Genomic DNA, 26,349 nt, shown 5'->3' with positions numbered 1-26,349 from the left:
TGAGGTTACAGACTCGGCGGCATGAAGATTGTCGAGGTGACGAAGTTCGGCGGTCCCGAGGTGCTCGTGGCCGGGTCCGCGCCGGAGCCGGTGGCGGGGCCGGGGCAGGTCGTGATCGGCGTGTCCGTGGTGGACGTGATGTCCATCGACGCGCAGCTGCGTGCCGGGTGGGGGCGCGACTGGTTCCCCGCCCGGCCGCCGTTCGTGCCGGGCACCGGCGTGGCGGGGCGGGTGATCGCGGTCGGCGACGGGGTGGACTCCGGGTGGGCGGGGCGGCGGGTGGCCGCGCTGCTTCCCGGTGGCGGCGCCTACGCCGAGCAGGCCGTGACCGGGCTGGACACGGTCGTCGCGGTGCCCGATGAGGTGCCGCTGTGGCAGGCGGCGGCACTCGTCCAGGTCGGGCCGGCGGCGTTGAGCCTGGTGGCGGCGGCTGAGCTGCGGCCCGGTGCGCGGGTGCTGGTCACGGGGGCCGGTGGGGCGCTGGGGCTGGCGGTGGTGCGGCTCGCGAGTGCGGCGGGCGTGCAGGTGACGGCGGCGGCGCACGGCCCGGCCAAGCGCGAGGCGGCCCTGGAGGCGGGGGCGACGGAGGCAGTGGATTACCCGGAGCTCACGAACGTTTTCGACGTCGTCTTCGACGGCGTCGGCGGCGAGGTCGGCGCGGCGGCGTTCGCCCTGACGGCGCCCGGCGGCAGGTTCTTCGCGTACGGCGTTCCCAGCGGCTCCACGGCCCCCATAGACCCCGCGGAAGCCGAGCGAAAAGCAGTACGGGTGACCGGCATGGAACAGGTCCAGTTCACCCCCGACGAGTTCACCCGCCTGGCCGAGCAGACGTTCAAGGAAGCGGCGGCAGGCCGTCTGGCGGCGACCGTGGGCCTGGCGGTGCCCCTGGAGCGAGCAGCCGAGGCCCACGCCGCCCTGGCGACCCGCGAGCTGGTGGGCAAGGCCGTCCTGCTGACCACCGCGCACGCCGCCCGCTACAGCCGCCACGGAGACCCCGACGTTCTCGAAATCATGGAACTCCCCCTCCCCGAGCCAGGCCCGGGCCAGGTCCGGGTGGCGGTCAAGGCGGCGGGAGTGAACCCGATCGACTGGAAGCTGCGCCGCGGCTTCCGCGGCGCCCCGCTGGACGGCCCGCAGGGCGTCGGCATGGAGCTGGCGGGCACGGTGGACGCCCTCGGCCCCGGGGTGACGGGCCTGCGGATCGGCGACCCGGTGTACGGCCAGACCGTCCCGGGCGCGGCGGCCACGCACGCGATCGCCGACGCGCAAGCGCTGGCGCCCAAGCCGGACGATCTCACGTACGAGGAGGCCGCCGCCCTGCCCGTGGCCGTGGAGACGGCCCGCCGCGCGCTGCGCGACCTGGGGCTGGAGGCGGGGCGGACGCTGCTGATCCACGCGGTCGCGGGCGGCGTCGGCCTGGCCGCCGCGCAGCTCGCGCTCGCCGCCGGGGCCGAGGTCATCGGCACTGCCGGCGAGCGTCACCATGACTTCCTGCGTGGCCTGGGCGTCCACCCCGTGGCGTACGGGGAAGGGCTGGAGGAGCGGCTGCCGCCGTCCGTGGACCGGGTGCTGGACGCCTCGGGCAGGGGCGAGCTGGACCTGTCGGTGGCGCTCACCGGCGACCCGGCCAAGGTGATCACGATCGCCGACCGGGCGGGCGCGGAACGGCTCGGGGTGCGGTTCTCCACGGGCGACGGGGCCGCCGCCGCGGCGCGGGCGCTGCGCGAGGCGCCGCACGTGCGGCTGCCGGTCGCCGAGGTGTTCCCCTTGGAGCGGATCGCGGACGCGCACCGGCGCAGCGAGGAGGGCCACTTGCTGGGCAAGCTGATCATCAATACGGAAGCCCCCTTGCCGCATTAGCGGGCACACTGGTGGCCATGCTGGAAACCTCGGCCCGCCTGCTCAAGCTCCTGTCCCTCCTCCAGGCGCACCGCGACTGGTCCGGCCCCGAGTTGTCGGCCCGGCTCGGCGTCTCGACCAGGACGATCCGCAACGACGTCGAGCGTCTGCGCTCGCTCGGCTACCCGGTGCACGCCACGCCGGGCGTGGCGGGCGGCTACCGGCTGGGCGCGGGGGCGGCGCTGCCGCCGCTGCTGCTGGACGACGAGGAGGCCGTGGCGGTGGCCGTCGGGCTGGGCCGGGCGGCCGGGGGCGGCGTGGAGGGCATCGAGGAGACCTCGGTCCGCGCCCTGGCCAAGCTGGAGCAGGTGCTGCCGTCGCGGCTGCGGCGGCGGGTGAGCGCGCTGAACGCCTACACGGTGCAGATCCCGGGCAACGCGCCGGCCGTGCCGCCCGAGGTGCTGACCACGATCGCGAACGCGGCCCGCGACCACGAGGGCCTGCGCTTCGACTACACGGGCCACGAGGGCGAGGCGACCGTGCGCAACGTGGAGCCGCACCGCCTGGTGCACCGGCGGGGCCGCTGGTACCTCGTCGGCTACGACGTGGACCGCGACGGCTGGCGCACGTTCAGGGTGGACAGGGTGCGCCTGCGCACCCCGTCGTCGGGGCCCCGGTTCACGCCGCGCGAGCTGCCGGGCGACGGCGACCTGGTGGCGTACGTGGAGAAGGGGCTGAACACGGCGATGTGGCGGTACCGCGCGACGGTGCTGCTGCACGCCCCCGCCGAACGGATGCGGGAGCTGCCGCTGGGCCTGGAGGTCGAGCCGGTGGATGAGGGCACCTGCCTGCTCAAGCTGGGCGGCGACGACGTCAGCGGGATCGCGGTGTGGATCGGGTTCATCGGCGTGGATTTCGAGGTGCTCGATCCGCCGGAGCTGGCCGAGCACGTGCTGCGGCTGTCAGAGCGTTACCGGCGGGCGGTCAGCGACCGGTAAGGCGCCGGTCAGCGGGCCGCGCGAGGCTCACGTCCATGAAGAACATGACGCACGTGGCGGGCGGCAAGGACGACTTCCAGCTCGTCACGCACCTCACCCTCACCGGCAGCCAGTACGAGATCGGCCGGGACGTCGCGCAGGAGGCGCGCAGGCTCGGCTGGGCGCCCACGCCGATCGACCCGGTGGTCGGCCGGGCGCGCAGGACCTGGTTCGAGCGCCATTGGCCGCAGCACCACGCCCGCATGGACGGCGCCGCGTCCGCGCTCGGCCTGGACCCGGAGCAGGACGAGCTGGTCCTGGACGACCTGGGGTACGTGCCGGCGGGCTACGGCTGCTCGGCCATGTGGATCCCGCCGTCGGCCGCGACGGACGGCCACGGCCGGGTGGGCCGCAACTACGACTTCTTCCCCACGACCACCAGCGAGATCATGGGCGGCGAGCGCCGGCCGGACGAGCTGCCCATGGCCTCCCGCCCGTATCTGATCACCACGGTTCCCGACGAGGGGCTCTCCTCCACGGTGCTCACGATGTCGGCGCTCGACGGCTGCATGGACGGCGTCAACTCGGCGGGCCTGGCGGTCATGCTGCTGATCGCCGACTTCGAGAGCGCCGCGCCGCCGGACGCCTTCGCGCCGCAGGTCGGCGTGAACAGCGTGCAACTGCCCCGCTTCCTGATCGACACCTGCGAGAACGTGGACCAGGCCAAGCAGGCGCTGCTGACCGCCAAGCAGTACGACCACGGCATGCCGTTGCACTACCTGGTGGCCGACGCGCACGGGCAGGCGTTCGTGTGGGAGCACGGCAGGGACGGCAGCGAGCACATCGTCGAGTTCGGCGACGGCCCGCTGTGCGTCACCAACCACCTGCTGCACCGCCACCCCGACCCGATGAACCTGCCGGAGGACAGCGCGTCGAGCTTCGCCTCCTACAGCAGGCTGCGCACGCTGTACGAGCGCAGCAAGGGCGTCACCATGTCGGCCGGCGACCTCCGCGAGAGCCTGCGCGCCGTGGCGCAGCCCGAGGAGGCCGCCGTGCCGTTCCGCACGCTGTGGAGCACGATCTTCGACACCGCCGACCGCACCCTGTCCGTCCGCTTCTACCTGGGCGAGGGGCAGCGTTACAGCGACGAGCTGGTGTTCCCGGCGAGGTAGTCGGCGCGCACCTTCGAGCGCGACAGCTTGCCGGTGGGGGTACGCGGGAGCGCCTCGCGGTACTCGATCACCTTCGGGTGCTTGAACCTGGCGATGCGCGGCCCGCAGTGCTCCATCAGCTCGGCCGTGAGCTGGGGCCCCGGCTCGAACCCCTCGGCCGGCTGCACGAGGGCGACCACGTTGTGGCCCCATTCCTCGTCGGGCACCCCGATGACGGCCACGTCGGCCACCGCGGGGTGCTCCAGCAGCGCGGCCTCGATCTCGGCGGGGTAGATGTTCACCCCGCCGGAGACGATCAGGTCGGTGCGACGGTCGCACAGGAACAGGTAGCCGTCCTCGTCGAGGTAGCCGATGTCGCCGGGGGCGTACCACTCCCCAAGCTTGCTGGCCGCCGTCTTGGCCGGGTCCTTGCGGTACTCGAAGGAGCCCATGCTCGACTTGACGTAGATCATGCCGGGCTCGCCCGGCGGCAGCTCCGCGCCGCCGTCGTCGAAGATTTTCGCTTCGAACGTGGGCGCGGGCCTGCCCACGGTGCCCGGCCTGGCCAGCCAGTCGTGCGGTTTGACGGAGAAGGCGATCGTGGACTCGGTCGAGCCGTAGTACTCGTACAGCACCGGCCCCCACCAGTCCATGATCTGCTGCTTGACGGCGACGGGGCAGGCGGCGGCGGTGTGGATGACCTGGCGCAGGCTCGACACGTCGTACTTGCTCCTGACGTCCGCCGGGAGCTGCAGCATCCGATGGAACATCGTCGGCACCATCATCGCGTTGGACACCCGGTGCCGCTCGACCAGCTCCAGGATGTTGACCGGGTCGAACTTGGGCGTGATCACCACGGTGTGCCCGAGGTGCAGCGCGAACTGGGCGTGCGCGCAGGGCGCCGAGTGGTACATCGGCGAGGTCACCAGGTGGACGTCGTCGCCCGGTTTGAGGTCCACCACCTCGCCGAAGAACCACGTGTACAGGGGCACGATGGCCTCGGGCTCGGCGCCGGGCAGGCTCCGCTGCACGCCCTTGGGGAAGCCGGTGGTGCCGGACGTGTACCACATGACGGCGCCTGAGGTCCTGTCGGCGGGCGCGTCCGCGGGCTGCCCCTCGGCCAGCCCGTCCGTCCCGACCTCCGCGCCCGGCACCGCCTGGTCCGGCCCGGTGACGACGACCTTGGCGTCGCAGTCGCCCAGGATGTACGCGATCTCCGACTCGGTCAGGTGCCAGTTGATGGGCACGTAGTACAGGCCGATCTGCCCGGTCGCCATGACCATGACCAGCGCGTCCACGCCGTTGGGCAGCACGCCCGCCACCACGTCGCCGGTGCTCAGCCCGCGGGCGCGCAGGCCGTGCGACACCTGGTTGACGCGGGCGAGCAGGTCGCCGTAGGTGACGCGGGTGTCGTCGGTGTCGATCACCGCCAGGCGGCCTGGGTCGGCCGCGCCGATGGCGTAGAAACCCGGTAGCTCGCTGACGTCCATTACAGCTCCAGCAGTTGTCCGAGACGGGCGCGGTGGATCCGGGGCGGGCCCAGCAGCACCTCGTCCGCCTTGGCCCGCTTGTAGAACAGATGGGCGTCGTGCTCCCAGGTGTAGCCGATGCCGCCGTGCAGCAGCAGGTGGTCGCGGGCCACCTCGAAGCAGGCGCGGCCGATGTAGGCCTGGGCGAGCGCGGCGGCTCCCGGCAGCTCTTCCGGCGACTCGTCGGCGGCCCAGGCGGCGTACCTGACGATGGACTCGGCCTGCTCCAGCTTGCAGTGCATGTCGGCCAGCTTGTGCTTGACGCCCTGGTAGGAGCCGATGTAGCGGCCGAAGGCGACGCGGATCTTGGCGTAGGCCACGATCGCGTCGAGCGCCGCCCGCATCACGCCGAGCTGCTCGGCGGCCAGGGCCACGCACAGCCGGTCGAAGACGCCGGTCTCCGGCGCCGGGCCGAGCACGCGGGCGGGCGCGCCGTCCAGCACGACCCTGGCCTGGCCGCGGGTGAGGTCGAGCGTCTCCAGCGCGGTCCTGGTGACGCCCGGCCCGGCCAGCTCGACGGCCACCATGACCAGGGCGCCGCCGTCGCGGGCGGGCGCCACGAGCACGTCGGCGTCGCCGCCGGACAGCACCTGCGCCAGCGTGCCGCTCGCCTTGCCACCGTCGTAGGACAGTTCGGTGTGGTCGAGCGTGGCCGCGATCCGGCCCTCGGCGATGCCGGTCTGCAGCTCCTTGTCGGGCACCTGGGTCAGCGCGAGCGCCGCGAACGCGGTGGCCAGGAACGGTCCCGGCAGCAGGGCCGCGCCCGTCTCCTCCAGCGCGACGGCCAGCTCCGACAGGCCGGCGCCCGCGCCGCCGTACTCCTCGGGGACGACCAGCCCCGACAGGCCGAGCTCGCCGTTGAGGCGCGCGTACACCTGCGGGTCGTAGCCCTCGCGGACCTTGGGCAGCGGCGAGGCGGCGCGCAGGAAGTCGCGCACGGCAGAGCGCAGCTCCTGCTGTTCCTGACTGAGTACGAGCTTCACGCCTGCGTCCCCACCTTCAGGTCCTTGAACGGCACATTCTTGTCCACGCGCGGCTCCGGCGGGAGACCCAGCACGCGGTCGCCGACGATGTTGCGCATGATCTCGTTGGTGCCGCCGCCCAGCGCCATGCCGGGGGCCATCGAGATCGCGCGGGCGAGCGGGTGGTCGGCCAGCGCGGTCTCGGGCCCGACCAGCCGTGTGGCCAGGTCGGCCTGGAAGACGGTCAGCTCGGCCAGCAGCAGCTTGGCGGCGCTGCCGCGCGCGCCGGGGAAGATGCCGGCCTTGGTCTCCTGGGCCAGCCGCTGGTTGAACAGCGCCAGCGCGCGGCTGCGGATGTGCAGCTCGACGAGCTCGTCGCGGACCAGCGGGTCGCTGGTGTCGAGGGCCTGGCGCAGCGCCGACAGCGAGGCCGGGTTGTCCTTCTGGCCGCCCATGCCGACGCCCGCCGAGATCGACAGCCGCTCGTGCAGCAGCGTCGTGACGGCCACGCTCCAGCCGTCGTTGACCTCGCCGACGCGGTGCTCGTCCGGGATGGGGACGTTGTCGAAGAAGATCTCGTTGAAGTTGGCCCTGCCGGACATGTCCCTCAGCGGCCTGACGGTCACGCCGGGGTGGCGCATGTCGATGACGTACATGGTCAGGCCCTTGTGCTTGGGCACGTCCACGTCCGTACGGGCGAGCAGCAGGCCCCAGTCGGCGTAGTGCGCGACCGACGTCCACACCTTCTGCCCGTTGATGATCCAGTGGTCGCCGTCACGTTCGGCCTTGGTCTGCAGGCTCGCCACGTCGCTGCCGGCGCCAGGCTCGGAGAAGAGCTGGCACCAGACCTCCTCGCCGCGCAGCAGCGGACGCACGAACCGCTCGCGCTGGGCGTCGGAGCCCCGGTCGACGATGGTGGGCCCGGTCATGCCCAGGCCGATCGAGAAGATGTAGGTGGGGAGGGTGTAGTCGCGCGCCTCCTCGGCGAAGATCCGGTCCTCCGCCTGGGTCAGGCCTTGGCCGCCCCACTGTTTCGGCCAGGTGATTCCGGAATATCCGGCGTCGTAGAGCTTGGCCATGAACTCCTTGGCCCGGGCGATCCCGTCGGCCTCCGGGTAGTCGTCGGTTGGAGCGTTCTCCCGCAGCCACTCGCCGGCCGCACGCCGATACTCAGCAAGGTTCACATCGACTCCTCGGCATCAGTGCTCACTTACTCTAGTCAGCCCGTCCGAGGACGTACAGAGCATTGCTCTGGACAAACGTGCCTGTTTCATCCCACAGGAAGCCGGTAAGGGATCACTTGTGGGACCCCGGCCGAAGCACGTTCGGGCCCACGCGGCTACCATGATCAACGTGACTGTCGGTGAACGGGAAATCCGGACCGTGCCCGGGTTCCTCATACCAGAACAGATCACGCCCGGTTTGTCCTATAAATACTAGTGATCAGAAGTTAGAGTTACTCGCTGTGACAACAGGTTTCAGCCGATTACGGCGCGAGGATTTGCTGAAAACGGCCTGCGAGGTGATCGCGGAGCAGGGATTCGGGCACACCAGGACCCTGGACATCGCCAGGGCCGCGGGAGTCAGCCAGGCACTGCTCTTCTACCACTTCGAGACCAAGGAGCGGCTGTTCGCGCAGGCGTTCAGCTATGCCGCCCGCCAGCATCTGCACGCGCTGACCGACGTCGAGGACTCGGCGGGCACGCCGATCGACCGCCTGCGCTCCCTGCTGCGGCTCTGCTCCCCCGCGATCCCCACCGAGGGCTGGCGGTTGTGGATCGACGCCTGGTCCGAGGCCATGCGCAGCGTGGAGCTGGAGGAGACCTCGCGGCGGATCGACGCCAGGGGCCGCACGCTGATGCGCGGCATCATCGAGGCCGGCGTCGCCTGCGGCGAGTTCGAGTGCCCGGACCCGGACGCGACGACGTGGCGGCTGTTCGCGCTCATCGACGGCCTGGCCGTGCAGACGCACGCGCATCCCAAGGTGTTGTCACGGCGCAGGGTCAACGTGCTGATCCGCTCGGCGGCGGCGAGCGAGCTGGGGGTGCCCGCGGACAAGCTGTGAAACCTGTGGTCCTCACCCTTCCCAGGCTTATTGGATTCTCCGTACAATTACTGGGCGAGGAGAGGAGCGCACGCGATGACATCCGCACCGAGCTCTACCGCCGCCAGAGAACGCGACGAGCAGGTCGCGAACCGCAAGGCCTACCGCGCGGTCATCGAACGCCTCTCGAAGGCGTCGGTCGACAAGCACTGGGAGCCGTACCGCGACATCCCCTGGGACGACCCCGAGTTCCAGGTGGACCAGACCGATCCGCGCTGGGAGCTGCCGGGGGTGGACCGGCTGGGCGGGCACCCCTGGTACCTCAGCCGCTCCCCCGAGGTACGCGCGCGGATCGGCCTGTGGCGGGTCGCCACCGCCATGAAGGTGGGCCTGCAGTTCGAGAACCTGCTCAAGCGCGGGCTGCTCAACTACGCCTACCGGCTGCCGAACGGGTCCCCCGAGTTCCGGTACGTCTACCACGAGACCACCGAAGAGGCGCATCACGGGATGATGTTCCAGGAGTTCGTGAACCGTACACGGCTCCCCATCCGCGGCATGCCGGGGCCGCTGTCGGTCGTCGCCCAGGTGGCGCCCTGGATCCCGCTCATCTCCACCGAGCTGTTCTTCGTGTTCGTGCTCGGCGGCGAGGACCCGATCGACCACGTCCAGCGCAGACTGCTCAAGGACGGCCGGGTGCACCACCCGCTCGAAGAGACGATCATGCGCATCCACATCGCGGAGGAGGCCAGGCACATCTCCTTCGCCCGGCACTACCTGCGCAACCGGGTGCCGCGCATGCCCGCCTACCGCAGGCTGCTGCTCGGGATCGCCTCGCCGATCATCCTCGGCGTCATGGCCCGCATCATGCTCGCCCCGCCCGGCCCGATGATCCGGCGCTTCCGCATCCCCGCGAGCGTCGTGACCGAGGTCTACCTGCGCAACCCCGCCGCCAAGCAGGAGATCCGCGACTCCGTGGGCAAGACGCGCGAGCTGTGCGCCGAGATCGGGCTGATCAACCCGCTCACCCGGCGCATCTGGCAGGTCATGGGAATCTGGGAGGACGCCGCGCCGTCAGCACCTCGGTGACCGCCGCCCGCTCCCAACGGCCCGACGGGTTGGCCGCCAGCAGCTCCCGCCTGGCCGTCTCCACGAAAGCCCGCCTCCTGTCGCCGAGGCGGGCCGGCGCCGAGTAGGAGTAGGAGAGCTGCAGGCCGATCACCGCGTCCAGGTCGTAGGGCAGGTGCTCCTCGTAGTGGGCGCGGTCCAGCACGCTGAACGGCGAGGTGGCCAGCACGTCGTCGTGGTGCTCGCCGGTGGCCTGGAAGGAGCTGGACGCGGTGAAGGTGTTCACGCCGAACGCCTCGCGGACCCGCCGCATCACCGGCTCCCACGGCTCCTGCGGATCCTCCCTGGTCGGGCCGACCAGCGCCACGACGCCGCGCGGCGGCAGCAGCTCGTCCAGATCCGCCAGCACCGCGCGGCGGTCCATCCAGTGGAACGACCTGCCCATCACGACGTGGTCGAACGGCGGCAGGTCGTGCAGCGTCGTCGAGTCGCCCTTGATCCACCGGATGTTCCCAGCCGCCCCGGCCAGGCGCCTGCCCTCGGCGAGCATCTCCTCGTCGGGATCCACCGCCAGCAGCCGCCCCACCCGACCGGCCAGCGGGATCGCGATCGTCCCCGGGCCGCAGCCGAGGTCCAGCACCGTGCTGCCCTGGCCGAACGTCATCGCCAGGTGCTGGATCGCCGGATCGCCGTAGCGGGGACGGTACTTGGCGTAATACGGTGCCGCGCCGCCGAACAGGTCTTCCATGGGTGGGACCATATACGGGTCCGCAAGATGTTGACGGAAGGTTCTGATCTGTGAGGCGGCTACTCACCGTCCTGCTGCTCGCGCTCGCCGCCGCCGGAGTCATGTGCTCCCCGGCGTCGGCGCACAACGTGCTGATCGGCAGCGACCCGGAGGACGGGGCCACGCTGACGGCCTCGCCCGCGCAGGTGACGCTGGTTTTCGACCAGGCGGTGCGGCAGGGGTACGCGCAGGTGGGCGTGACGGGGGCGGACGGGTCGGCCTGGGCCGACGGGAGTGCCGTGGTGGCGGCCGAGCGGGTGTCCGTGAAGGTCAAGCCGTTGCCCGCCGGGGGGTCTTACGTGGTGGGGTATCGGATCCTGTCGGCCGATGGGCATCCGGTCACGGGGAAGATCAGCTTCACGGTGGCGGCGGGGGCTTCCGGGGTGGCTTCCGGGGCGCCTGTGGGTGGTTCCAGCGCTGATGCGGCCGAGGCCGCGGCCAATGGCGGGGCTGGGATGGCTGTGGTGTGGGTCGTGGGAGCGTTGCTGGTGCTGGCGGCTGGGACGGCTGTCGCCCTGCGCCGCGCCGCCCCGGCCGCACCCGCCGCGCAGCCCTCCGCCGCCGGGCCCTCCGCCACCGGGACCTCCGCCGTCCAGCCCTCCGGCGCCCGACCCACTGCCGCGCAGATATCCGGCGGGGAGGCAGCGGGCGCAGAGGCGGCCGGAATCGCTGACCGGGCCGGGAGCGCGGAGGGGGCCGGGGTGGCGGGTCGTGGTGAAGGGGCGGGCGCGTGACCGCCGTAGCCCCTCCCCTGCCTCGCCGGCGGGTCGGCGGCCGGCTGGTGGCCGGCGCGTTCGGCGTGTGCGCGATCATCGCGGCCGTCGCCGCCAGCTCGTTCACCGCACAACAGTCCGTACCGGGCATCCCCATGCCGGGCCCCGTCGTGTCGATCGGGCTGCCGATCGTGCGGGTGTTGCTCGACGTGTCCGCCGTGGCCGTCGTCGGGCTGAGCCTGCTGCCCAAGCTGCTCGGCTTCAAGGCGCCCGAACGTACGGAGCCGGTCATGCTACGGGTGCGCCCGCTGGCCGTGACGGCGGCCTGGGCGTGGGCGATCTGCGCGCTGGTGACGATCGTCTTCCAGACCGCCGAGCTGAACCCCGGCGCCGTCCCGACGTTCGGCATGATCGCCGGATATATCGGAAGTGTCGGCACGGGTCAGGGGCTGCTGTTCAGCGCGGCATGCGCGCTGGCGGCGGCCGGGATCGGCCTGATGGCGGTGCGGTTCGGCGAGAAGGTGCCGGCGGAGCTGCGGATCATCGTGGCACTGTTCGGGCTGCTGCCCATCCCCGTCACCGGCCACGCGGTGAACTCGGTCTGGCACGACCCCATCATGATCTCGATGGAGATCCACGTGATGGGCGCGGCGGCGTGGACGGGCGGGCTGATCGCCACCGCCGTCTTTGTGGCGCCGCACCGTGACCTGCTGGCCGTGGTGCTGCCCAAGTTCTCCAGGATGGCCACCGTCTGCCTGTCGCTGGTGGCGCTGTCCGGGCTGATCACCGGGTTGGGGACGATGGCGCTCACGCCCGGCGTGACGCTGCCGGACGCCATCGTGACCAGCCACTACGGGCTGCTGGTCGTGGTCAAGACGGCGTTGGTGGCGCTGCTGGTGCCGCTCGCGGCGCACATCCGCTTCCGGCTGCTGCCGGTCATCCGCCGCGGCGGGGCCACCGCTCTGGTGGGGTGGGCGGCGGCCGAGGTGGGGGTCATGGGGCTGGCGTACGGGGTCGCGGTGGCGATCACCCGCGCTTCGATCGCCTGAGCCCCGCCCCGGCCGCCAGCTTCTCTTCGAGTGGTCGTCGCAACACCCCAGTTGAGGGGATGCGATGGACTTCGAGATTCGGGAGGACCGGAAACGCAGTCGAGGTCGCAGGGCTCTTTCTCGTGAACGGGCGGCATACTTGCGGCTCGTGCAGCAGGGGATCGTCGGCATCAACCTCCGGACCGGCCGGCGATGGCGTAACGGACGCAATCCGACCGGCACGAATGTGGGGGCGCTACCGATCACATCGGCGGCGCCCCCGGACGTGCGTGGCCGCTACCTGAACGAGACCGAGCGAATTCACATCGCCGACCGGGTACGGGAGAAGGCGTCGATCCGGGAGATCGCGCACGAGCTGGGCCGTGCGCCCTCGACCATCAACCGGGAGATCCGCGTAACCGGCACCCAACCCATGGCCAGTATCGCCCGCATGCGGCGCAGGCCCGAGCGGACGCGCGCCGACCCCCGTCGCCAGGCCCAGCAGCGCCGGCCTCGCTACAGCACACCCATGGTGATGATCAGCGAGCGACCCCGCCGAGCCTGATGACCGTGCCGTGCCCGGCCACGGGGAAGGCGACTGCATCATCGGCAAGAACGGCACCTCGGCGATCGGCACCCTGGTCGAGCGGACCACGCGCTACGTGATGCTCGTCCACCTGCCGATCGACCGCAGCGCCGAGCGCATGCGCGACGCTCTGGTGGAGACCATGGCCACGCTGCCGGGTCATCTCAAGCGCTCTCTGGCCTGGGATCAGGGTAGCGAGATGGGCGCTCACCGGGCATTCACACCCGCCACCAGCTCGACGCCGCCGCCGCCGAGCTGAACTCCAGACCTCGCAAGACGCTCGACTGGGAGACTCCTGCACAACCTCTCACCGAACTCATGACGGCCTGCCTCTGACCAGTAAGAGCAGCAGGACGGCCAGGGCTCCTGGTGGGCTGATCAGCCGCAGTGTTCCTCGATTCTGCCCGTCGGGTTGCCGGACTCCAGTTCCTCGGACAGGAGCTGCAACAGACCGGGCAGATGACGCTCGATGTCCTGCCTGGGCAGTGAGACGGCGCTGCCGTTGCCGTGGTCGCGCTGCATGATCAGCCCCGCCTCGCGCAGCACCCGGAAGTGATGCGTGCGCGCGGCCTTCTTCACCGGCAGGTCGAACGAGCCGCAGGCACGCTCCCGGTCTTCGGGATCGGCCGCGAGTTCGGCCACGACCCGGCGGCGGGAGTCGTCGGCCAGCGCGCGGAACACCTTGCCCAGATCCATAACTCACTCCTAGGTACGATTTGCATCATACCTGGGCGGACGGCTAGCGTTGGCAGGTATGAAAATTGTCGTACCTGAAGGAGACGGGGCGGTCGGTATCTACGGCTTCGCCCGGCCGAAGCCCGAGCGCGCCGATGAACTGGAGCGGCTGCTGCTGTCATTCGTTGAGCCGACCAGGGCCGAGCCTGGGTCGATGCAGTACCAGGTCCACCGCGACGTGGCAGATCCCAGCACGTTCGTGTTCTACGAACTATGGCGGTCGGCCGACGACCTGCGCGCGCATCTCGCGCGCCCCGAACTCGCACACTTCCAGCAGCACCGCATGGACTACCTACGAGAGGACCTGGAGATCCACTGGCTCACGCCCCTCAGCGTGACCCCCTGACCCATTGTCAGCGTATCCACGCCGACAGGCTGAACAGAGTGACCGACCTTGGCCAGATACCCATCACCTGCGTTGGTTCCCGAAGAATCTCGCCGTCGCCCGCATCGCATGAGCAGGCAAGACGAACGGCCGCCCACTCCCCGCTATCGAGGGAGCGGGCGGCCATCGCCGCGACGCTCGGGGTCAGCGCGGACTTTCTTGCGGCTGTGCTGACCGCTGACAGCAATTGATCAATTGTGTTGCGACGACCCCTCGAATCCGCCGCCAAGACAGGGGGCCGTTCGGCGTCCGATCTCCTAAGCCAGCGGCGCGGCTGGTGCGATCACCGGCCGCGTCAGCGCCGCCTCGACCGGCCGCTGCCTGCGCCTGCCCGCCATCCACTCGATGGCCAGCCACGCGACGAGCAGCCCCAGCCCCGCCCACACAGCGGACGGCGTGGCCAGCGGAGGCGCCCCCGCCAGCCCCTCCTGCCCCTTGATCGCGCCGTACACAGGCCCCATGACGGCGTTCTGCACCACCAGAGCGCCGTACGCGATCGCCGTCACCCCGGCCGCCCCCAGCACCGCGCGCACCACCGGCACGCGCACCAGGAACGCCAGGTCCACCAGCAGCCCGGCGACGATCATGAAGAACGGCACCGCCGACGGCGGGAAACCGGTGAAGGTCAGCAGCGGCCAGATCAGCGTCCTGAACAGCACGTAGCTGCCCGCCACGAGGGTGGCCGCGCCGAACCTGCCGACCATCATCCTGGCCACGACCAGCACCGTCAGCACGCCCACCACGGCGTACACCGGGTACAGGTAGTCGGGCACGGGCAGGGTGAATCCGGCCATCATCGTGCGATCGATGGGCCGTCCCATCTGGTCGGCCGCGAACTCGAGCAGGATCGGCTCGGCGTAGGTCGCGCCGTTGTCCCACGCGCCGAGCGACAGGATGCCGTACTCCTGGTGCTGCTCGGGGAAGTGCATGTTCTCCAGGAAGAACGCGAAGAACGCGCCGAGCACGACGACCCGTTCCCGCCCCTGCCGCGCACCCAGGTACCAGCCGCGGATCACGCCCGCGATCATGAAGAACGTTCCAACGTAGAGGAGGATGTGCGACGGGCTCCACGAGGTGATGTCGAGCCCGTTGACGCGGTGGTTGATCAGGTCGAGCGGCACAGCGACGAGGAAGGTGCCGGTGCCCCACTGGATGAGCCGGAGCGCGATCTTGTCGACGCCGTAGCCGGTGTAGCCGTGGATGACGGTGAGGGCGACGACGATGGCCGTGCCGGCGGAGTTGAGCAGATGCGGCGGGGCGAGGTCGTCACGCAGCCACTTGAAGTGCCACGAGACGTCCCATGCCGAGCCGAGCACCTTGAGCGTGAACGCCGCCAGCCAGCCGAAATAGAGCACCCTGAACAGGTCTTGGGGGGTTTCGCGGCCCGCCTCGCCGCGAGTCCAGTAGGGCAGGGCCCAGGCGGCGGCCCTCTTGAACGATGCTGGAGACTTCACGGCAGAGAATCTTACGGTCATCTGCCCCGTACGGTCCGATCGCGGGGCCTCATCTCGCCGAGGCGCGCAGGGAGTACATGAGCGGAATCCCGGGAGCGCCGGCGGGCCGCCGGTAGACGCCGCCGGATTCGACCAGGTCGGCGAAGCGGCGGAACAGCGTGTGATCGTGCTCGTGCAGGAACTCGACGCGCAGGCCGGCCGCCGCGATCGCGCTGACGACGTCGCCGATGCCGTGGTCGAACTGCACGGAGGTCTGGTGTTCGAGGACGTCGTCGCCGGTGTAGGTGTACGGGTACTCCCAGACCTGCGCCTCGCGGTCGAAGTAGTCGCGGACGACGCGGGTGCCGGTGTCGTCGTCCAGCATGTTCTGGAACGGGTGGAACTCCGCGAGGTAGAGGAAGCCGCCGGGGTTCAGCAGGGCGGCCACCGTCTCGGCCCAGCGGGTGAGGTCGGGCAGCCACACGAGGGCGCCGAGGCCCGTGTAGACGATGTCGTAGGTCTCGCCGAGCGCCTGGGCCGCGTCGTAGACGTCGGCCGTCACGAACCTCGCCGGCAGGCCGCACTCGGCGGCGATGCTTCTGGCCTGCTCGATCGCGGCGGCGGAGAAGTCGAGGCCGGTCACCTCGGCGCCGAGCCTGGCCCAGGAGAGGGTGTCGAGGCCGAAGTGGCACTGCAGATGCGCCAGGCGGCGTCCGGCCACGTCGCCGATCTCCGCCAGCTCGAACGGCCGCAGCGGGTTCCGGCCGGACTTGAAGCCGGCCACGTCGTAGAAGTCGCTGGCGAGGTGGATGGGGACGCGGGCGTTCCAGTTGTCCTGGTTGATCCGCACATAGTCGTCCATGCCGGTGATCGTAAGGTGCTAGTTCCGGCGGCGCAGGCGTACCGGGAGGTGTTTGAGCCCGTTCTGGAAGTTGGAGGTGAGCCTGCGCGGGCTGCCGGCGAGCTCGACGTCCCAGGCCAGCAGCTCCCTGAACAGGGAGCGGAACTGGGCGCGGGCCAGGTGGGCGCCGAGGCAGAAGTGCGGGCCGAAGCCGAAGCTGACGTGGTCGTTCGGGGTGCGGGCGACGTCGAAGCGGTCGGGATCGGGAAAGACGGACGGGTCGCGGTTGGCGGCGGCGTGGTAGACGACGACCTTGTCGCCCGCCTTGACGCGCTGGTCGCCGAGGGTGAGGTCGCGGGTCGCCGTCCGCCTGAAGTGCATGACCGGCGGCCAGAAGCGCAGCATCTCCTCGATCGCGGAGTCCAGCAGGGACGGGTCGGCGCGCAGGCGGGCCAGCTCGGCGGGGTGCTGGAGGAGGGAGAGCAGGCCGCCGGGGATGCCGTTGCGCAGGGTCTCGTTGCCGGCGACGGCGAACAGGAAGAACATGTTCTCGAACTCCGCCTCGGTGAGGCCGCCCTCGCGCATCGCCGCCATGACGGACTCGCCGTTTATGGGCGTCTCCGCCAGGGCGTGGGCGTAGGCGAACATGTCGGACAGCGCGGCCCTCGACCGTGGGTTGACGCCCGGCCCCAGCTCGGGCCTGGCCGCGAGCGCCAGGCGGCCCATCGGGGTGAGCGAGGCGACGTCCGCCGTGGACAGGTGCGCGTAGTCGTCGTCCTGGTAGCCGATCACGCGTGACGCCCAGTCGTACAGCAGCCGCTTGTCCTGCGCGGGGACGCCCATGACGTGCGCGAGCGTCCACACGGGCAGGTCGGCGACCACCTCGACGAAGTCGCACTCGCCCGCCTCGAACAGCGCCGCCGCCCGCTCCGCGATCGTGCGCTCCAGCGCCCGCACGGCGCGCGGCGTGAACGCCGCCGCCACGATCCTGCGCAGCCTGGAATGGGCGGGCGGGTCCATGTTCAGCATCTGCGACTGGACGAAGCGCAGGTCGGCGGGGGTGTCGGGGTCGCGGATCTGGGTGGCGCCGAGGTGCGAGGAGAAGTCCTCGCTGGTACGCAGTACGTGCTTGACGTCGGCGTGCCTGAACACCGCCCAGAAGCCGGGGCCCTCGCGCCAGGGGCCGATGGGCGGCTCCGGGATCCAGCGGACGGGCGAATCCTTTCTGAGGCGGGCGAACAGCTCGTACGGGACGGCCGTGTCGTAGGTGGACGGGGTGAAGATCTCGACCGCGTCACCTTCCACACGGCGGTGACCACCGTTCGGCATGCCGTCCTCCCGTCTCCCGTTTCCCGTCTTCCGGACTGGTTTTCCACAGCCGCATCCGGGGCCGCGGCTCCTTGTCCACAGGCTCTTCGCAGGGCCTCTCAAGCACCCCGTCCAGCGTGCATGATGAGCGCGTGACTCCAGAAGACGCAGAGGCGATTCTCCAGGAATACTTCGCCCCCTGGATCAAGCAGCTCGGCCTGCGGGTGGAGGAGGTAGGCGAGCGACATGCCCTCGTCCGGCTCCCCTGGTCCGACGACCTGGCCAGAGAGGGGGGCGGGCTGTGCGGGCAGGCCATGATGGCGGCGGCCGACACCGCCACGGTGCTGGCCGTCTCGTCGGCGCGCGGCGGGTTCGTGCCGATGACCACGGTGCAGCAGTCCACGACGTTCCAGCGGCCGGTGGTGGGCAAGGACGTGCTGCTCGACGTGCGCATCACGAAGCTGGGGCGCACGCTGGCGTTCACCGAGATCACGCTCACGGCCGAGGGCGGCACGGAGACGGTCGCCCACGCCACCACGGTCTACGCGATCATGGGCTGACGCTGCCGCCTTACCTCTCAGGTAATCGCCACGCCGCACCGATTCGAGGAGACTGACACATGCATCGACCACTGAATCGGACTTGGGGGATGAATCATGACTACTTACGACACTGTGCAGGAGCTGTTGCGCCGGATCGGTGAGGGTGACACCGAGCGGGTCGCCGAGTTGTTCGCCGAGGAGAGCGAGTGGCGCTTCAACTGGCCCGCCGAGGGGCATCCTGCGGTGCCGTGGATCCGTCCCCGTTCGAGCCGGGCCGACGTGGCCGAGCACTTCCGCATGCTGGGGGCTCACCACGTGCCCGAGCTCAACGGCACCTCCGTCGCACGGATCCTGGTCGACGGCGACGACGCCGTCGTGCTCGGCGACATCGCGCAGACCGTCGCGGCCACCGGCCGCTCCTACACCTCCCCCTTCGCCCTGCACCTCACGGTCACCGACGGCCTGATCACCCGATACCACATCTACGAGGACAGCCTCACCGTGGCCCGGGCGCTCTCCGCCGACGCCACCGAGAGCCGGCAGGCGTCATGACCGGCGCCCACGTCCCCCTGCGGCGAGTCCACGATCCCCCTGCCCACCTCTCTTAGCACCTTTCAGCAGGTCCCGGCGCCACTCCGTCTCAGGGATCTCTCAGGTGTGGAAAGTAGGCTCACCGCATGAAGCGTGTGGCCGCCCTGGTCGCGGCACTCGCCCTCATCGGGGTGACGACCTGGCTCGTGTGGCCGTCGGATCCCGAGGTGCGGGGCCAGGACCAGCAGATAACCGTCGTCGACGGACCAGCCGACGACCAACGGGTCGAGCTCGATACGACGTTCTTCGCACCTCCCGACGGCGGGAAGGCGCCCGCCGTGCTGCTCGCCCACGGGTTCGGCGGCAGCAAGCAGAGCATGCGCGACCAGGCGGTCCGCCTCGCCCAGCAGGGCTACGCCGTGATGACCTGGTCGGCTCGCGGCTTCGGCCGCTCGACCGGGCAGATCGCGCTCAACTCGCCCGACTACGAGGTCAAGGACGTCAAGCAGCTCATCGACTGGCTGGCCAAGCGGCCCGAGGTCCAGCTCGACGCCGCCGGTGACCCACGTGTCGGGATCGCGGGCGGGTCGTACGGCGGGGCCATCGCGCTGATGACGGCGGCCTTTGATCACCGGGTGGACGCGATCGTCCCGCAGATCACCTGGTCGGACCTGGCGGACGCGCTCTTCCCCAACGCCGCCGCGCAGCCAACCGGCACCGCGCAGCCAACCGGCACCGCGCAGCCAACCGGCACCGGGGCGACTGCCGCACAGCCTGGCGGCACCGGCACCGGCACTGGGGGCGCGGCCACGCAGGCGGGTGCTCAGGGCGCCGGGAGTGCCGCCACGAGCGGGGTCTTCAAGCGCATGTGGGCCGGCATCTTCTTCGGCCAGGGCGTCTCGCTCGACGCCACGTCGCTGCTAGGACGCAGGGAGGCGGCGGCCGGCCCGCTGACGGAGGAGCAGGCGCGTTGCGGCAGATTCCTGCCCGAGGTCTGCGCCATCTACCAGCAGGTCGCCAAGGACGGCCGGGCCACCCCGGAAGCGGTCGAGCTGCTGCGCGAGTCCAGCCCCATCACCGTGGCCGGGCAGATCAAGGCTCCCACCCTGCTCATTCAGGGCCAGCGCGACTCGCTGTTCCCCCTCGGCCACGCCGACGCCAACGCCAGGGCCATCGCCGCGGCGGGCACCCCGGTGAGCCTGGCCTGGTTCGACGGCGGCCACGACGGCGGCAACGGCGAGGCCGACTGGCTCTTCGACCAGTCGGCCGCCTGGTTCGCCCACTACCTCAAGGGCGAGGGCGCCGGGCAGGCCGCGCCGCCGGTGAGCGCGTTCACGGTGACGCGTGACGGCGGGCGCGACCCCGGCACCCGCCAGCGCATCCGCCTCCACCCGGAGGCCGCCTCCTACCCGGGCCTCGCCGGCACCGGCACCACCACCGTCGCCCTCGAAGGCCCCGAGCAGAACATCGTCAACCCGCCCGGCGGCGCCCCCGCCTCGATCTCGACCGTGCCAGGCATCGGCGGGCTGCTGGGCGGCCAGAACACCGGCGGCGGAGTCTCGATCGACATGCCGGGACAGAGCGCCACGTTCGAGTCCGGGCCACTCACCGCCCCGCTCCAGCTCACCGGAAGCCCCAGCGTCAAGATCAGGGTGACGGGTGCGGGCGAGGCGACGCTCTTCGCGAAGCTGTACGACGTGGCGGACGACACCCAGCTCCCCACCTTGCCCGCCGGGCTGGTGGCGCCGATCCGGGTGACGATTCCGCAGGGGGCAGGTAGCGCGGAGGCCACGGTCAGCCTGCCTGCGGTGGATCATCGCTTCGCCGTGGGGCATCGGCTGCGGCTGGTCGTGACGACGACCGACATGGGCTTCGCCACTCCTGCGCAGCCTGCCGCTTACCGGGTGGCACTGGCCTCACCCGCCGTCAGCGTTCCCACCGTCGGCACCTTGGCCGCCGCTCCTACCGGGGTGGCGTGGTGGGTGTGGGCGATGCCGTTGGCCGCTGTGGTGATCGCGGGGATTGTGCTGGCTACGGGGCGTACCACGACGCGGTCCCGGGTTCGGGTTGCTGGGGTGACGGGTGGCGGGTCGGCGCAGGACGATGCGGTTCTCGTCACTGCCGCCGCCGGAAGCGGCGCCGACGGTGGCACCGCTGATGGTGGAGCCTCTGGTGGTGGAGCCGCTGATGGTGGCACCGCTGACGGCGGCGGCCATGACGGCGGGCGTGATGGGGACGGCGGGCGTGATGGTGACGGCGGGCGTGATGGTGACGGCGGGCGTGATGGGGACGCCGGTCGGGTGGCTGCGGGCGGCCGTGAGAACAGCGTGTCCGCGCACAACGGCGACGGCGCGTCACCGCCAAGCACCGGGGCCGAGGTGCCGCTGGAGATCAGTGGCCTGACGAAGGCGTACCGAAACGGCGAGCTGGCCGTCAACAACCTGTCGTTCCGGGTGGAGCGCGGCCAGGTCCTGGGCCTGCTCGGCCCGAACGGCGCCGGCAAGACGACGACGATGCGCATGATGATGGGCCTCATCCAGCCGGACGCAGGCGAGATCCGCATCTTCGGCGAGCAGGTGACCCCGGGCGCGCCCGTGCTGTCCAGGCTCGGGTCGTTCGTCGAGGGGCCGGGCTTCCTGCCGCACCTGTCAGGGCGCGACAACATCCAGCTGTACTGGGCCGCCACCGGCCGTCCCCCGGCCGACGCGCACTTCGACGAGGCGCTGGAGATCGCGAACTTGGGCAAGGCGCTCGAACGCGCCGTGCGTACGTACTCGCAGGGCATGCGCCAGCGGCTGGCCATCGCGCAGGCGATGCTCGGGCTGCCGGATCTGCTCGTGCTGGACGAGCCCACGAACGGGCTCGACCCGCCCCAGATCCGGGAGATGCGGGAGGTGCTCAAGCGGTACGCGCGCGACGGCCGTACCGTGATCGTGTCCAGCCACATGCTGGCCGAGGTGGAGCAGACCTGCAGCCATGTGGTGGTGATGCAGCGCGGCCGGCTGGTGTCGGCCGGTCCCGTGTCGCGGCTGCTCGGCTCGGCCGTCACCGTCGCCAACGGGCACGGGCCGCGACTGGAAGACGTGTTCCTCGACCTCATCGGAGACAAGCAATGACCGCCGCGACCGGCTACGCGCCGAACCGCACGCTGCCGTTGCGGGTGGAGATCGTCAGGCAGTTCAAGCGGCGGCGCACGCTCGGCATGTTCGCGCTGCTGCTGGCTCTGCCGTGGGTGCTGGTGATCGCGTTCCAGATCGGGCCGCAGTCGAGCTCGCAGGGGCAGTCGGCGCTGCGGATGTCGGATCTGGCGACGCAAAGCGGGCTCAACTTCGCCGCGTTCGTGCTGTCGGTCTCGGCCAGTTTCCTGCTCGTGGTGGCGGTGGCGCTGTTCTGCGGCGACACGGTGGCCAGCGAGGCCAACTGGTCGTCGCTGCGGTACCTGCTGGCGGCGCCGATCCCGCGCGACCGGCTACTGCGGCAGAAGCTGATCGTGGCGCTCGGTTACTCGGCGGCGGCGGTGATCTGCCTGCCGCTGATGGGGTTGCTCGCGGGAACGCTGGCGTTCGGCTGGGACGACATCACGGTGCCCGGCACGGGAGAGACCATCCCGGCGCTGGACGTGCTGCCGCGCTTCGGGATCGTGATCGGGTACGCGCTGGTCAGCCAGCTGGTGGTGGCCGCCCTGGCGTTCCTCATCTCCACCATGACCGACTCCCCGCTCGGCGCCGTGGGCGGGGCGGTCGGGTTGTGGATCGTCTCCACGATTCTGCAGGCGGTCGAGGCGCTGGGGGTGCTGCGGGAGTTCCTGCCGACGTTCTGGAACACGGCCTGGACCGATGCTCTGGTGCCTGAGCTGGACTGGAGCGGGATGGTGAAGGGGGCGTCCGTGTCGATCACGTATGCGGTGATCCTGATCGCGGTGGCGTTCCGGCGGTTCCGGCGCAAGGACGTGGTGAGTTAGGGCTGCGAGGACGCGGGGTGTCAGTCGTTGGTCCAGTCGAAGGCCTTGGTGACGGCCTTCTTCCACCCCGCGTAAGCCTTCTCCCGCCGCTCCTCGTCCCAGCTGGGGTTCCACCGCCGCGACTCCGCCCAGTGCGCCCGCAGCTCACCCGTGTCCTTCCAGTAACCGACGGCCAGCCCGGCGGCGTAGGCGGCGCCGAGGGCGGTGGTCTCGGCGACGACGGGGCGGCTGACCGGGACGCCGAGGATGTCGGACTGGAGCTGCATGCACAGGTCGTTGGCGGTGACGCCGCCGTCGACCTTGAGCACGTCCAGCACGACCCCGGAGTCGCGCTGCATGGCTTCGACCACGTCGCGGCTCTGGAAGCAGATGGATTCGAGGGTGGCGCGGGCGAGGTGGGCGTCGTTGTTGTAGCGGGACAGGCCGACGATGGCGCCGCGGGCGTCGGCGCGCCAGTAGGGGGCGAACAGGCCGGAGAAGGCAGGCACGAAGTACATGCCGCCGGAGTCGGCGACCTGCCGGGCCAGTGTCTCGCTCTGGCCGGCGGAGGTGATGACGTGGAGCTGGTCGCGCAGCCATTGGACGGCGGAGCCGGTGACGGCGATGGAGCCTTCGAGGGCGAAGACGGCGGGCTGGTCGCCGAACTTGTAGGCCACGGTGGTGAGCAGCCCGGACTGGGAGCGTACGCGGTCGGTGCCGGTGTTGAGCAGCAGGAAGTTGCCGGTGCCGTAGGTGTTCTTGGCCTCGCCGGGTGAGAAGCAGACCTGGCCGACGGTGGCGGCCTGCTGGTCGCCCAGGATGGCGGTGATCGGCACTTCGCCGCCGAACGGCCCGTAGCGGGCGGTGGCGCCGTAGCCGGAGGGGTCGGCGGAGGGGCGGATCTCGGGGAGCATGGCGCGGGGGATGCCGAAGTACGACAGCAGTTCGTCGTCCCAGTCGAGCGTGTCGAGGTTCATCAGCATGGTGCGGCTGGCATTGGTGACGTCGGTGATGTGCACGCCGCCGTTGACGCCGCCGGTGAGGTTCCACAGGGTCCAGGTGTCGGTGTTGCCGAAGACGGCCTCGCCGCGGTCCACGGCTTCGCGGACGCCGGGCACGTTCTCGAGGATCCACTGGATCTTGCCGCCGGAGAAGTAGGCGTCGGGCCGCAGGCCGGTCCTGTCGCGGATGACCTGGCCGCGTTCGTCCTGTTCGAGCGCGGCGGCGATGCGGTCGGTGCGGGTGTCCTGCCAGACGATGGCGTTGTAGTACGGGCGCCCGGTGCGCGGGTTCCACACGACGGTGGTCTCGCGCTGGTTGGTGACGCCGAGGGCGGCCAGGTCGGTGTCGTGCAGGCCGGTACGTTGCAGGGTGGTCTGGATGACGGCGGCGGTCCTGGTCCAGATCTCGATCGGGTTGTGCTCGACCCAGCCGGCCCTGGGCAGGATCTGTTCGTGTTCGAGCTGGAACTTGGCGACCTCGGCGCCGTCATGGTCGAAGATCATGAAGCGGGTGCTGGTGGTGCCCTGGTCGACGGCGCCGACGAAGTCCGGCATGGTGCTCTGCTCCCCTGGTTCAGTCGGACGGCTTCACGGTGTCGCGGTCCTCGCCCTGGGGGAGGAAGCGGGCGATGCACGCCTGGTAGAGGAAGGCTCCGAGGGCGCCGCCGATCAGCGGGCCGACGATCGGGACCCACCAGTACAGGTCGCCGTACTGGTCGCGCCACGCGCCGCCGTAGCCGGTGAGGAAGCTGGCCAGGCGGGGCCCGAAATCGCGGGCCGGGTTGATGGCGTAGCCGGCGTCGGTGCCGAAGGACATGCCGATGCCGACGACGAGCAGGCCGATGACGAACGGCCCCAGGTTGGCGCTCGGCGCCATGTTGGCCGTGTCGGACAGGGCGAAGACGACGAAGAGGAGGATGGCGGTGCCGATGATCTGGTCGCGCAGGCCGCCCCACATGTCGACGGGCAGGGTGCCGTTGCCGGGCAGGGTGGAGAAGACGATCTGCGACTTGAGGGTGTGGCCCGGGTCGAACATGGCCAGCACCTCGGAGTAGTTCCAGCGCACGATGAGGGCGGCGACGAAGGCTCCGGCGGTCTGCGCGACGGCGTACGGGATGACCTTGGGCCAGGGGAAGCCCCTGCAGAGGGCGAATCCGAGCGTGACGGCGGGGTTGAGGTGTGCGCCCGTGGTGCGCCCGGCGACGTAGACGCCGAGCATCACGCCGATGCCCCAGGCCCAGGCGATGCTGTCGTGGTCGCCGAGCTGGGCGGCCACGACCTGGGCGACGACTCCGGCGCCGAACAGGATGAGCACCATGGTCCCCGCGAACTCGGCGGCGAGCTCTCCCGTCAGCTCTCTGCGGGTGGGACGTCCGGCCACCGGTCACCTCCTTGATGCGGCGTTATGTGCCATTCCCCGATCCAAGGAGCGAACACGCTATGTGTCTTATGAGTTGCGGAACGTGACTGGCGCGGTATGGGGCTGGCCGGCGCGCTCGATGCCAGGAACCGCCAGGAGACGATCGACCGGCTCGGCGGGCAGACGTTCGACGTGCTGGTCGATGGCGCACAACGCCGCATCAAGTCGGCGGGGGCGTGACGGGGGCGGGCGCCGCGCTGGACGCCGCCGCGCACGGCGCGCCGTGATCGCGACCAGGGCCGCGGCGGTGGCGATGCTGCGTGACGAGCGCGGCAAGCGCGAGGTGGGCGCGAGGTGGGCGCGGCGAGCGCGAGGTGGGCGCGCGGGTCCGCGACGAGCAGACGGGCCGCGAGGAGGAGACGGACCGCGAGGAGGAGACGGACCGCGAGGAGGAGACGGGCCGCGAGGTGGACGTCGCCGCCGACCACGCCGAGGACATCGTGGCCCGCATGACGCGCTGCACGCCGAGGACATCGTGGCCCGCATGACGCAAATGCTCATCGAGTCGAACGAGCCGGCCGACCGGGCGGCGCCGGTGATCGCCGGGCTAATGGCCGGGCTAATGGCCGGGCTGATCGCCGGGCTGATCGCCGGCTGATCGCGGGGCTGATCGCCGGGGTTCTGGGGTGGGATCAGGCGCGGGTGGAGCAGGAGGTGGCGCGCTGCCGAAGCCTGGTGGGAGCGGAACGCACCGCCCCGGCCCAAACCAGAACCTCCGCAGCGGACGCCTGAAGGTCCATTCCAGCGAACGAGTGGAGGGCCGCTACAGCGGGCGGCTGAAGGTGACCAGGCTCGTGCCCGGGCCGTTGTAGCCGGGTGTCGGCTCGCTCACTTCGAACCCCATGCGGCGGTGGAAGGCGATGGAGGCGCCGTTGACCGGCGCGGTGATGGCCTTGACGACGCGCCGGCCGTCGGCGCGGGCCAGCTCGAAGAAGCGCTCGTACATGGTGCGGGCCAGCCCGCTCTGCCGCGCGCCGGGCGAGACGCCGACGAAGTGGATGTACGCCTCGTCGGGCAGCGACGGCGACAGCAGGCCGATCAGGAAGCCCGCCGGCTCGCCGGACGGCCCCTCGGCCACCAGGCTGGTGCGGTGGAAGTGATCGAGGAAGAGCCGAGGCAGGGCGCCCTGGATCGGGCGGCCCCACCAGTCGTCGAGCACGGCGGCGATGGCGTCGTAGTCGGCGGGGGTGGCGGGGCGCAGTGCGTACATGCGAGGGATGCTAGTCCCGGTGCGTGCATGCGAGGGATGCCAGTCCCAGTACGTACATGCGAGGGAAGCCAGTCCCAGTACGTACATGCGAGGGAAGCCAGTCCCAGTACGTACATGCGAGGGAAGCCAGTCCCAGTACGTGCATGCGAGGGCTGCTAGTCCCAGTGCGGCGGCCGGTTGTCCAGGTAGAAGGCGTCGGTGTCGGGCTCGCGCCAGTCGCCCCAGCCGAGATCGGTGTCGTCGGCGCTCTGCTCGGGCAGCAACTGCTCAGGTAGAAAATCCTCCACGACGGACATGCTACCCAGGCGTACAAACCGGCACC

Annotated in this window: 26 protein-coding genes and 3 pseudogenes; 17 read left to right on the top strand and 12 right to left on the bottom strand. The window is 70.8% G+C overall.

The window, feature by feature from the left end:
- Positions 1 to 21: 21 nt before the first annotated feature.
- From FXF51_RS63715 to FXF51_RS11160, 4 genes and pseudogenes are all read left to right on the top strand, one after another.
- Positions 22 to 939: pseudogene (locus FXF51_RS63715) on the top strand (zinc-binding dehydrogenase); the annotation flags it as partial.
- A gap of 72 nt (positions 940 to 1,011) precedes the next feature.
- Positions 1,012 to 1,860 carry an NADP-dependent oxidoreductase gene (locus FXF51_RS63710; protein ID WP_148434460.1) on the top strand — a complete coding sequence of 283 codons (849 nt, stop codon included), beginning with the start codon at positions 1,012 to 1,014 and terminating at the stop codon, positions 1,858 to 1,860.
- Positions 1,861 to 1,877: 17 nt separating this feature from the next.
- A complete protein-coding gene (locus FXF51_RS11165) occupies positions 1,878 to 2,837 on the top strand; it encodes a helix-turn-helix transcriptional regulator (protein ID WP_148434228.1) in 960 nt (319 codons plus the stop codon).
- A gap of 35 nt (positions 2,838 to 2,872) precedes the next feature.
- Positions 2,873 to 3,988, top strand: a complete 1,116-nt coding sequence (locus FXF51_RS11160; protein ID WP_222871241.1) for a C45 family autoproteolytic acyltransferase/hydolase — start codon at positions 2,873 to 2,875, stop codon at positions 3,986 to 3,988.
- On the opposite strand, the gene FXF51_RS11155 is transcribed toward FXF51_RS11160, so the two are convergent.
- From FXF51_RS11155 to FXF51_RS11145, 3 genes are read right to left on the bottom strand one after another with little or no spacing between them, the layout of a single operon-like run.
- Entirely contained in the window at positions 3,955 to 5,457 is a 1,503-nt protein-coding gene (locus FXF51_RS11155) for an AMP-binding protein (RefSeq protein WP_148434227.1), read from the bottom strand. The genes FXF51_RS11160 and FXF51_RS11155 overlap by 34 nt on opposite strands.
- Positions 5,457 to 6,479 (bottom strand): acyl-CoA dehydrogenase family protein, encoded by a 1,023-nt coding sequence (locus tag FXF51_RS11150; protein WP_148434226.1) that lies wholly within the window; start codon positions 6,477 to 6,479, stop codon positions 5,457 to 5,459. The genes FXF51_RS11155 and FXF51_RS11150 overlap by 1 nt, the downstream gene beginning before the upstream one ends.
- Positions 6,476 to 7,642, bottom strand: a complete 1,167-nt coding sequence (locus tag FXF51_RS11145; RefSeq protein WP_148434225.1) for an acyl-CoA dehydrogenase family protein — start codon at positions 7,640 to 7,642, stop codon at positions 6,476 to 6,478. The genes FXF51_RS11150 and FXF51_RS11145 overlap by 4 nt, the downstream gene beginning before the upstream one ends.
- Before the next feature lie 281 nt (positions 7,643 to 7,923).
- On the opposite strand from FXF51_RS11145, the gene FXF51_RS11140 reads away from it, so the two are divergent.
- Positions 7,924 to 8,523 carry a TetR/AcrR family transcriptional regulator gene (locus FXF51_RS11140; RefSeq protein WP_148434224.1) on the top strand — a complete coding sequence of 200 codons (600 nt, stop codon included), beginning with the start codon at positions 7,924 to 7,926 and terminating at the stop codon, positions 8,521 to 8,523.
- 75 nt (positions 8,524 to 8,598) lie between these two features.
- Entirely contained in the window at positions 8,599 to 9,588 is a 990-nt protein-coding gene (locus FXF51_RS11135; protein WP_148434223.1) for an AurF N-oxygenase family protein, read from the top strand.
- Here the strand turns inward: FXF51_RS11135 and FXF51_RS11130 are convergent.
- The gene (locus FXF51_RS11130) at positions 9,545 to 10,315 is read right to left on the bottom strand and encodes a class I SAM-dependent methyltransferase (RefSeq protein WP_187414314.1); all 771 of its coding nucleotides are present in this window, start codon (positions 10,313 to 10,315) and stop codon (positions 9,545 to 9,547) included. The two genes, FXF51_RS11135 and FXF51_RS11130, sit on opposite strands and share 44 nt — an antisense overlap.
- Before the next feature lie 50 nt (positions 10,316 to 10,365).
- On the opposite strand from FXF51_RS11130, the gene FXF51_RS11125 reads away from it, so the two are divergent.
- From FXF51_RS11125 to FXF51_RS62525, 4 genes and pseudogenes are all read left to right on the top strand, one after another.
- Positions 10,366 to 11,088 carry a copper resistance protein CopC gene (locus tag FXF51_RS11125; RefSeq protein ID WP_148434221.1) on the top strand — a complete coding sequence of 241 codons (723 nt, stop codon included), beginning with the start codon at positions 10,366 to 10,368 and terminating at the stop codon, positions 11,086 to 11,088.
- Positions 11,085 to 12,116 (top strand): copper resistance D family protein, encoded by a 1,032-nt coding sequence (locus tag FXF51_RS11120; protein WP_148434220.1) that lies wholly within the window; start codon positions 11,085 to 11,087, stop codon positions 12,114 to 12,116. Before FXF51_RS11125 ends, FXF51_RS11120 begins: the two co-directional genes overlap by 4 nt.
- Before the next feature lie 64 nt (positions 12,117 to 12,180).
- Positions 12,181 to 12,498 (top strand): annotated as a pseudogene (locus FXF51_RS62530) (helix-turn-helix domain-containing protein); the annotation flags it as partial.
- Between the two features lie 120 nt (positions 12,499 to 12,618).
- Positions 12,619 to 12,940 (top strand): annotated as a pseudogene (locus FXF51_RS62525) (IS30 family transposase); the annotation flags it as partial.
- Between the two features lie 119 nt (positions 12,941 to 13,059).
- Here FXF51_RS62525 and FXF51_RS11110 read toward each other — a convergent pair.
- Positions 13,060 to 13,377: an ArsR/SmtB family transcription factor gene (locus tag FXF51_RS11110; RefSeq protein ID WP_148434219.1), complete on the bottom strand. Its 318-nt coding sequence runs from the start codon at positions 13,375 to 13,377 to the stop codon at positions 13,060 to 13,062.
- Between the two features lie 58 nt (positions 13,378 to 13,435).
- Here FXF51_RS11110 and FXF51_RS11105 point away from each other — a divergent pair, with 58 nt between their 5' ends.
- A complete protein-coding gene (locus tag FXF51_RS11105; protein ID WP_148434218.1) occupies positions 13,436 to 13,762 on the top strand; it encodes a putative quinol monooxygenase in 327 nt (108 codons plus the stop codon).
- Between the two features lie 296 nt (positions 13,763 to 14,058).
- Here FXF51_RS11105 and FXF51_RS11100 read toward each other — a convergent pair whose 3' ends face one another.
- The 3 genes from FXF51_RS11100 to FXF51_RS11090 are packed head-to-tail and all read right to left on the bottom strand — an operon-like array spanning position 14,059 to position 17,404.
- On the bottom strand, positions 14,059 to 15,255 hold the full coding sequence (locus tag FXF51_RS11100) for a hypothetical protein (protein ID WP_262379427.1): 1,197 nt from the start codon (positions 15,253 to 15,255) through the stop codon (positions 14,059 to 14,061).
- Between the two features lie 49 nt (positions 15,256 to 15,304).
- On the bottom strand, positions 15,305 to 16,096 hold the full coding sequence (locus FXF51_RS11095; protein ID WP_148434217.1) for a class I SAM-dependent methyltransferase: 792 nt from the start codon (positions 16,094 to 16,096) through the stop codon (positions 15,305 to 15,307).
- Between the two features lie 18 nt (positions 16,097 to 16,114).
- Entirely contained in the window at positions 16,115 to 17,404 is a 1,290-nt protein-coding gene (locus tag FXF51_RS11090; RefSeq protein WP_148434216.1) for a cytochrome P450, read from the bottom strand.
- Between the two features lie 131 nt (positions 17,405 to 17,535).
- On the opposite strand from FXF51_RS11090, the gene FXF51_RS11085 reads away from it, so the two are divergent.
- From FXF51_RS11085 to FXF51_RS11065, 4 genes are all read left to right on the top strand, one after another.
- Positions 17,536 to 17,943: a PaaI family thioesterase gene (locus FXF51_RS11085; RefSeq protein WP_148434215.1), complete on the top strand. Its 408-nt coding sequence runs from the start codon at positions 17,536 to 17,538 to the stop codon at positions 17,941 to 17,943.
- 96 nt (positions 17,944 to 18,039) lie between these two features.
- Entirely contained in the window at positions 18,040 to 18,477 is a 438-nt protein-coding gene (locus FXF51_RS11080) for a nuclear transport factor 2 family protein (RefSeq protein ID WP_148434214.1), read from the top strand.
- 125 nt (positions 18,478 to 18,602) lie between these two features.
- Positions 18,603 to 21,572, top strand: a complete 2,970-nt coding sequence (locus tag FXF51_RS62520; protein WP_262379425.1) for an alpha/beta fold hydrolase — start codon at positions 18,603 to 18,605, stop codon at positions 21,570 to 21,572.
- Positions 21,569 to 22,417, top strand: coding sequence for an ABC transporter permease (locus FXF51_RS11065; RefSeq protein WP_148434213.1), 849 nt, complete (start codon positions 21,569 to 21,571; stop codon positions 22,415 to 22,417). Before FXF51_RS62520 ends, FXF51_RS11065 begins: the two co-directional genes overlap by 4 nt.
- A 20-nt stretch (positions 22,418 to 22,437) precedes the next feature.
- Here the strand turns inward: FXF51_RS11065 and glpK are convergent, their stop codons facing one another.
- Positions 22,438 to 23,952, bottom strand: coding sequence for a glycerol kinase GlpK (gene glpK, locus FXF51_RS11060; RefSeq protein WP_148434212.1), 1,515 nt, complete (start codon positions 23,950 to 23,952; stop codon positions 22,438 to 22,440).
- Between the two features lie 19 nt (positions 23,953 to 23,971).
- Complete coding sequence (locus FXF51_RS11055; RefSeq protein ID WP_262379424.1) at positions 23,972 to 24,778, bottom strand: MIP/aquaporin family protein; 807 nt, start codon at positions 24,776 to 24,778, stop codon at positions 23,972 to 23,974.
- Positions 24,779 to 24,874: 96 nt separating this feature from the next.
- On the opposite strand from FXF51_RS11055, the gene FXF51_RS62515 reads away from it, so the two are divergent.
- On the top strand, positions 24,875 to 24,997 hold the full coding sequence (locus FXF51_RS62515) for a hypothetical protein (protein ID WP_262379423.1): 123 nt from the start codon (positions 24,875 to 24,877) through the stop codon (positions 24,995 to 24,997).
- Positions 24,998 to 25,077: 80 nt separating this feature from the next.
- The gene (locus FXF51_RS60710) at positions 25,078 to 25,305 is read left to right on the top strand and encodes a hypothetical protein (protein WP_187414313.1); all 228 of its coding nucleotides are present in this window, start codon (positions 25,078 to 25,080) and stop codon (positions 25,303 to 25,305) included.
- Positions 25,306 to 25,580: 275 nt separating this feature from the next.
- Here FXF51_RS60710 and FXF51_RS11045 read toward each other — a convergent pair whose 3' ends face one another.
- Entirely contained in the window at positions 25,581 to 26,027 is a 447-nt protein-coding gene (locus FXF51_RS11045; RefSeq protein WP_148434210.1) for a GNAT family N-acetyltransferase, read from the bottom strand.
- Between the two features lie 155 nt (positions 26,028 to 26,182).
- Positions 26,183 to 26,314: a hypothetical protein gene (locus FXF51_RS62510; protein WP_262379474.1), complete on the bottom strand. Its 132-nt coding sequence runs from the start codon at positions 26,312 to 26,314 to the stop codon at positions 26,183 to 26,185.
- Between the last annotated feature and the right edge of the window lie 35 nt (positions 26,315 to 26,349).

The organism is Nonomuraea sp. PA05 (assembly GCF_008086045.1).
In the GTDB taxonomy this organism is placed as follows: Bacteria; Actinomycetota; Actinomycetes; order Streptosporangiales; family Streptosporangiaceae; genus Nonomuraea; species Nonomuraea monospora.
Note: the sequence above shows the minus strand (reverse complement) of the source record. Positions and strands in the feature narration are given on the sequence as shown.

What these genes read in the sequence shown, in the direction of transcription:
- FXF51_RS63710 (WP_148434460.1), top strand. Translation starts at nt 1,012, where the DNA reads ATGGAACTCCCCCTCCCCGAGCCAGGCCCGGGCCAGGTCCGGGTGGCG.
- FXF51_RS11165 (WP_148434228.1), top strand. Translation starts at nt 1,878, where the DNA reads ATGCTGGAAACCTCGGCCCGCCTGCTCAAGCTCCTGTCCCTCCTCCAG.
- FXF51_RS11160 (WP_222871241.1), top strand. Translation starts at nt 2,873, where the DNA reads ATGAAGAACATGACGCACGTGGCGGGCGGCAAGGACGACTTCCAGCTC.
- FXF51_RS11155 (WP_148434227.1), bottom strand. Translation starts at nt 5,457, where the DNA reads ATGGACGTCAGCGAGCTACCGGGTTTCTACGCCATCGGCGCGGCCGAC.
- FXF51_RS11135 (WP_148434223.1), top strand. Translation starts at nt 8,599, where the DNA reads ATGACATCCGCACCGAGCTCTACCGCCGCCAGAGAACGCGACGAGCAG.
- FXF51_RS11130 (WP_187414314.1), bottom strand. Translation starts at nt 10,315, where the DNA reads ATGGAAGACCTGTTCGGCGGCGCGGCACCGTATTACGCCAAGTACCGT.
- FXF51_RS11110 (WP_148434219.1), bottom strand. Translation starts at nt 13,377, where the DNA reads ATGGATCTGGGCAAGGTGTTCCGCGCGCTGGCCGACGACTCCCGCCGC.
- FXF51_RS11105 (WP_148434218.1), top strand. Translation starts at nt 13,436, where the DNA reads ATGAAAATTGTCGTACCTGAAGGAGACGGGGCGGTCGGTATCTACGGC.
- FXF51_RS11095 (WP_148434217.1), bottom strand. Translation starts at nt 16,096, where the DNA reads ATGGACGACTATGTGCGGATCAACCAGGACAACTGGAACGCCCGCGTC.
- FXF51_RS11090 (WP_148434216.1), bottom strand. Translation starts at nt 17,404, where the DNA reads ATGCCGAACGGTGGTCACCGCCGTGTGGAAGGTGACGCGGTCGAGATC.
- FXF51_RS11080 (WP_148434214.1), top strand. Translation starts at nt 18,040, where the DNA reads ATGACTACTTACGACACTGTGCAGGAGCTGTTGCGCCGGATCGGTGAG.
- FXF51_RS62520 (WP_262379425.1), top strand. Translation starts at nt 18,603, where the DNA reads ATGAAGCGTGTGGCCGCCCTGGTCGCGGCACTCGCCCTCATCGGGGTG.
- FXF51_RS11065 (WP_148434213.1), top strand. Translation starts at nt 21,569, where the DNA reads ATGACCGCCGCGACCGGCTACGCGCCGAACCGCACGCTGCCGTTGCGG.
- glpK (WP_148434212.1), bottom strand. Translation starts at nt 23,952, where the DNA reads ATGCCGGACTTCGTCGGCGCCGTCGACCAGGGCACCACCAGCACCCGC.
- FXF51_RS62515 (WP_262379423.1), top strand. Translation starts at nt 24,875, where the DNA reads ATGGGGCTGGCCGGCGCGCTCGATGCCAGGAACCGCCAGGAGACGATC.
- FXF51_RS11045 (WP_148434210.1), bottom strand. Translation starts at nt 26,027, where the DNA reads ATGTACGCACTGCGCCCCGCCACCCCCGCCGACTACGACGCCATCGCC.